The following is a 6,063-nucleotide window of genomic DNA, read 5'->3' on the forward strand; positions in this document are numbered from 1 at the left end:
CGGACTGTGAGAGCCTCGCGGGCTGGGAGTGAAAAGGTTTGGGGAACCTTTTCAGCCTGAGCTTAGAAACAAAAGAGTGAAGGGAACTAAATTTTTAAAAATTTAGTTCTTATACAGTATCTTCCAAAAGATCCATCCCTCTGTGGGTGAGGGCACAGCCATCATGGGAGTCTGTCCCACCGCCATCAGCCTTGCTTTTGACACTTCCTCACGGTCTTTTATCCGCAATCTCAAAGCAGTCCTTTGAGCAGCTCACCGCCTATCATTTTCTTATTTCAAAATGATAGGCTGAAACTGTCCTCCAGACAGGTTCACTGCTAAAAGCAAAGGAAAAGACTCTACATGAATACTTCCAACTGTTTCCCAACTAAAAAACAGCCAAATCTGGCTGTTTTTTTACACCTACTCACGTGTTTTCTTTTTGTAAAAAAGACTCAGAACCATGAGAAGCAGCAAGTGCCCGCTGAGCAGGATCCAATGGGATAGATCATGACCTGTCTTAGGCAGGCTGTTTTCAGAAGCAGCTGCCTGTCTGTGCTTGGCCGCTGCCTGATTGGCAGGATCAGCCGGCTGAGAATAGGCCGCCAGAACCGGCAGATTTTGCTCAGCTGTAGCTAAAATAGACTGATAATGGCTGAGCCGTTCTGCTGCTGTCTGATCAGCATAGAGCTGGGACAGACGGTCATAAACGGCCTGGGCCGCTGCCTGAACAGCCATCAGCCGGGCCAGTACGGCCTCCTGCTCCGCTTGGGCTGCCAGCTTGGCATCGTAGTCCGCCTGAGCTGCTGCCAAGGCTGCCTGCGCCTGAGCCAAGTTTTCCTCAGCCTTTTCCAAAGCTGAAGCATTATCCTGCGCGGCCTGAACAGCGGCCTCAGCTGCAGCTACAGCTGCCTGCAGGCTGTCTCTCTTCTGGACTGCCGCTGCCAGAGCGCTTTCTAGCTGTTCCAGCTTAGAGCTTTCGGCCTGTAGATTTTCCTGAGCAGAAGTCAGGGCATTTTGAGCCGAAGCCAGCACAGATTGCGCCTGTGCCAGGTTTTCCTGTTTGGCAGCTTCATCTAAATCAAGATTGGCCAGTGCTGCCTGAGCTGCTTCCAAGGCTGACTGGTCAGCAGCCAGCTGCTGCTCTGCAGCTGCTAAATTGGCCTGGGCCTGAGCCAGACTGGAGCTGGCTGACTGGGCTTGCGCCAAAGCGGCTTTGGCAGCCTCTAAAGCTGCGGCAGCCTGATTATAGCTGTCTTGTGCTGCTTGTTTATCAGCTTGAGCTTGCTTATCAGCTGCTAAGGCCGCATCGTACGCTGCCTGTGCCTGAGCCACTTTCTGCGGATCCGCTGCGCCGCTTCCTTGGCTGGCTGCAATCGGATTCGCATTGAAATTATTTTGAGTGGCATATTTGACCTGATCCTCGGAGACCAGGGTAAAATGAGCCATCGTAATGTCACTTTCCGTGGAGAAGTCCACTCCCAGATAGTTCTTTTGACTGCCGGTGTTCAGGCCGGAAATTGACTTAGCATGCAGCCATTCATATCCGTTGAACATGAACTCAACCAGCGATTCATAGATTCGCTTTTTCATCTCAGCCACACTCAGCTGGGAGACGACTTCCTTCCAGATGAGGGCATTTTCATAATACTGCTGCCCCTGCTGTTCCTGCTCTGCGCTCGTTGTCGCAAGACCGTACTCACGCGCCACGCGGTTGATTCCCCAAGCATCATGATGGTATTTGTTCATCAAATCCCATGACCAATTATCCTTACGATACTCCGCAGCCACCTTATCGGCAAATTCCAGTGAGGAAGGAGTCACAAGGGTCTGACCAGTCCCCATCTGGCCGCGCAGCTGGTTAATGAGCTCTGAAGCAAACAGGGAGAGCTCCTGACGAATATTCTGCGGGATGTTATTGGTATCAACCATCACCTTGCTGTCATTAGGATCCGCTACATAATTGTTATAAGCTCTGACGGTGGCATTCAGGCCAGCCAGAGTCGCTTCAATCTGACTGATTTGCGCTTGCGTCGTATTGGCGTCGGCCAGCTGTTTCAGGGCTGCGATATACTCCGGCGTCATATAGAGCTTATTCTGATTGTTGGATACCGTAGCAGCCGCCTGAGCAGCAGCTAGATTCTGCTGGGCCTGATTCAGAGCAGTCTGAGTCTTGCCAGCCTGAGCTGTCTTTGCTTCCAGATCTGCCTGAGAAGTTCGCAGAGTCTCTTCAGCCTGTGCTTGATTGGTTTTAGCCGCTTGCAGAGCAGCTTGGTTTTGGCTGTCAGCCTGACTGGCCTTGGCAAGGGCAGATCGTGCCTCCTCTGCTGCTGCTTTATCCGCAGCCACCTTTTCCTGAGCGCTCTTGACCTTCTGAGCAGCCTCAGCTGCACTTTCTCCACTCAGATCGGCCTGCGCCTGCGAAACACCTCTTTCTGCCTGCGATACCTGGCCTTCCTGCAGCTTGACCTGCTCCTGAGCTGTCTGAACAGCAGCCGCCTGACTATCGCGCTGATCCTGAGCAACGGTCACAGCTTGGTCAGCCGCAGCCAATTCTGACTGGCTTGTTGCCAGCTGATCGGTCTGCTGAGCGACTTGCTGCTTGGCCTGCTCAATAGCTTCCGGTGTCGCCTGAGCAGCAAGCTCCTGCGCCCGGTCGGCATCACTTTTGGCCTGAGTGAGCTGCTCTTGGGCTGCCCCAGCAGCTGCCTCAGACTGTGCCAGATTGGCCTGACCTTGATGAAGGGACTGATTCGCCTGATCCAGTTCTGCCTGAGCAGCCGCCACTTGCTCCTGCGAAACAGCTGGAGCCGCCTGAGCACTGTCGGTCTGACTGTGACTATTTGCCGCCTCTGAATGAGCGGCATCCTCAAGCGTCTGGTCCGCCTGCACTCCTTCTGCAAGGAGCAGAGACAGGGCTAAAGCCCCAGCTGACAAAGCACTAAGCTTTTTTTTCGTCATTCATATTCTCCTTTAACTCTTTTTATCATTGCAAAAACAAATGATACTTTCATTCTATCATGTTTACGTTCCATCTGAAAGATGTCAACTCTTTTTTTGGACACTTTTCGCTAAAAAGCCAATTCATTGTCATCAGACTGTTATGAAAAAATCATGGACAAATCCTTTTAAAACCTAAAGAAAAACAGGGCAGCCCTTCAAACAGGCTCCGTTTTTTTACAATTATCCGCATTATTTTACAATTTAAAGACAAGAAAAAGCAGCCCCAGCTTTTACATCCAAAAACAGAGGAGCGGGATCGCCGCCCTGAAGCTCCTTTTGAAAATAAAAGCATGCAGCTGCTGTACCATCCGTCTTAACGGCGGTACTGATGCAGGAAACGCGTCATTTTTTCCTGAATTTGAGCCAACTCATCCACCCGCGGGAGGTAAACGATACGGAAGTGGTCCGGCTCCTTCCAGTTAAAGCCGCGGCCGTGAACCAGCAGGACCTTCTCCTGCTTGAGGAAATCCAGCACAAACTGTTCATCATCATCAATGCGGTACATTTCCCGGTCAATTTTAGGGAAGATGTAAAGACCGGCTTTGGGCTTAACTGCTGACAGGCCCGGAATATCCTGAACAGCCTGATAAATAAAGTTCCGCTGCTCGTAAATCCGGCCGCCGGGCAGCAGCAGCTCATCTACAGACTGATGGCCGCCAAGCGAAGTCTGGACAACCTGCTGGGCCAGCACATTGGAGCAGAGCCGCATATTGGACAGCATATTGAGCCCTTCGATATAGCCTTTGACATGATGCTTAGGTCCAGACAGCACCATCCAGCCGACACGGAAACCTGCAATGCGGTGAGACTTGGAAAGTCCGTTCATGCTGACGCAGAACAGGTCTGGTGCCAGACTGGCTACCGGCGTATGGACATTGCCGTCCATGACCATGCGGTCGTAAATTTCATCTGCAAAGATAATCAGACTGTTCTGACGGGCAACTTCCACAATCTCCAGCAGAAGCTCTTTGGGATAGAGGGCACCGGTCGGATTGTTGGGATTGATAATGACGATGGCCTTGGTATTAGAGGTAATCTTAGACTTGATGTCCTCAATGTCAGGATACCATTCTGCCTGTTCATCACAGATATAGTGCACAGCATTGCCGCCGGCCAGACTGACAGCCGCTGTCCAGAGCGGATAGTCCGGCATAGGGACCAGCACCTCATCCCCGTCATCCAGCAGACCCTGCATGGACATGACAATCAGCTCGCTGACGCCATTGCCCAGATAAATATCGTCGATGTCCACATCTGGGAAACGTTTCAGCTGGCAGTACTGCATGATGGCCTTGCGGGCAGAAAAAATCCCCTTGGAATCCGAATAGCCTTCGCTGTCCCGCGCATTCATAATCAAGTCGTGAATCACTTCATCAGGAGCGGTAAAGCCAAACTCAGCCGGATTTCCAGTGTTGAGGCGGAGGATCTTTTCCCCATTGGCCCGCATACGCATAGCCTCTTCCAAGACCGGACCGCGAATATCATAGGCAACATGTTCCAGCTTGCTGGATTTGTTAAAATCTTTCATTATGTTTATTCCTCAATTCATCAGAATGTTATCATTATACCACCAGAAAAAGCGATTGACAATCACCAGCAGCCATTTTTCTGAGCCGGAAAGCCCACGGTGCCAGGACAAAGGCAGGAAAGATTTTTAATTAAAAAAATCCTCTCTGGATTTCAGCGTTCGGAGAGTGGGACAACAATCGGTCAGACGGAGTCTTCGATCTTGTCAGAATGATACACTTCGAACATCTCTTCAAACTGTGCAGGGGGAGTGGCTGGTTGACCAAAGTCAGCAGAATTTCTCCCGAGCTCTGCGTCCTGCAATTAAACGATTGAAAGTTACGAAGTTAGGTCCCCTTGTCCCAGCCTCGCTTTTAGCGGATTTGCTTATAGCAAAACCTTAAGTCAAGCCAATCCTTTCTGTGCTGGTCTTGGGAAATAACTGGTTCCTGTGTTCCTCCTGCCCCTTGCTATTATATCTTTACATTTTCTCAAAAAAGTTTTACAATAGAAGTAAGAACCGGCAGTTCAGCCTAAAGAAGGTTTCTTTAGGTTCCTGTAGTGATGAAAACAGCTTTGTCGGATGAGGGAAGCTGTCCTGTCCCAGACAAAAACTCGAACGGCGAGTGACAGGAGAAGCCCCCTTGGCTGCTGAGGTGTTCCATGAATACAGGCCTTCAGTGCCGGCAGTTCATCTCAGGCAGTTTTCACGCTGCTTGAGCGGCCTTTCTAGCTGAATGGAGGTAGTGCTATGACTCAAAAATATGAAAACATTATGGTGGCGGTTGATGGTTCGCATGAATCTGAACTGGCCTTTGAAAAAGGGGTCAATGTTGCCCTCAGAAACGGCTCCCGTCTGACCATCGCCCATGTCATTGATACCCGGGCGCTGCAAAGCGTCTCCACCTTCGATGCAGATGTCTATGAAGAGCTGCAGGAAGATGCCAAGAAACTGACCGGCGAACTCAAAGAAAGAGCCCAAAAATCTGGTATCAAATATGTCGATATCGCCATCGAAATGGGCAATCCCAAGACTCTGCTGGCCACGGACATTCCTGATGAACACAAGGTGGACCTGATTATGGTCGGCGCCACCGGTCTCAATGCTTTTGAACGCCTGCTGGTCGGATCCTCTTCTGAGTATATCCTGCGCCATGCCAAGGTGGACCTGCTGGTCGTCAGAGACCGTGAAAAGACCTTATAATACTCTTTCCAGCCATTAACCCGCCTTTCCCTGACAGTTTGGGAGCCTGTCAGAAGCAGCGGATATCGTCAGTTGCTTTATCTTTTATGACTTTGTCAGCTTGCCTTGCTCCAACAGTCCAGAAGGACTGTTGGAGGCTGGAGATAAAGGGAACGCAGTTCCCAGCCTTCGTTCAGCCCGAGCCTAGAAATACGAAAGCGAGGAAGGTCTGGGAGAGCTTTTCAGCCCGAACCTTGGTACGCGAAAGCAAGAGAGACCGCGGGACCTTTTTACTCCCCGGACAGTTTCACTGTTAAAAGAGGCTGAGACAAAAAGCTTCAACTCATGAAAAAGGGATAAGGTCGGTTTAAGATCTTATCCTTTTTCTAGTT

The 6,063-nt window shown here is 50.6% G+C and carries 3 protein-coding genes; 1 reads left to right on the plus strand and 2 read right to left on the minus strand.

The features are described 5' to 3' along the window. Nucleotides 1–402: 402 nt before the first annotated feature. Together DHL47_RS12990 and DHL47_RS12995 are read right to left on the minus strand one after the other, a co-directional pair. A complete protein-coding gene (locus DHL47_RS12990; RefSeq protein ID WP_209552155.1) occupies nucleotides 403–2,940 on the minus strand; it encodes an SEC10/PgrA surface exclusion domain-containing protein in 2,538 nt (845 codons plus the stop codon). A 355-nt stretch (nucleotides 2,941–3,295) separates the two neighbouring features. Further along, nucleotides 3,296–4,510 carry a pyridoxal phosphate-dependent aminotransferase gene (locus DHL47_RS12995; protein WP_209552156.1) on the minus strand — a complete coding sequence of 405 codons (1,215 nt, stop codon included), beginning with the start codon at nucleotides 4,508–4,510 and terminating at the stop codon, nucleotides 3,296–3,298. Nucleotides 4,511–5,239: 729 nt separating this feature from the next. On the opposite strand from DHL47_RS12995, the gene DHL47_RS13000 reads away from it, so the two are divergent. After that, nucleotides 5,240–5,692, plus strand: coding sequence for a universal stress protein (locus DHL47_RS13000; protein ID WP_128834325.1), 453 nt, complete (start codon nucleotides 5,240–5,242; stop codon nucleotides 5,690–5,692). Nucleotides 5,693–6,063: the final 371 nt, after the last annotated feature.

The organism is Streptococcus panodentis (assembly GCF_017884005.1).
Classification (GTDB): Bacteria; Bacillota; Bacilli; order Lactobacillales; family Streptococcaceae; genus Streptococcus; species Streptococcus panodentis.

What these genes read in the sequence shown, in the direction of transcription:
- DHL47_RS13000 (WP_128834325.1), top strand. Translation starts at nt 5,240, where the DNA reads ATGACTCAAAAATATGAAAACATTATGGTGGCGGTTGATGGTTCGCAT.
- DHL47_RS12995 (WP_209552156.1), bottom strand. Translation starts at nt 4,510, where the DNA reads ATGAAAGATTTTAACAAATCCAGCAAGCTGGAACATGTTGCCTATGAT.
- DHL47_RS12990 (WP_209552155.1), bottom strand. Translation starts at nt 2,940, where the DNA reads ATGACGAAAAAAAAGCTTAGTGCTTTGTCAGCTGGGGCTTTAGCCCTG.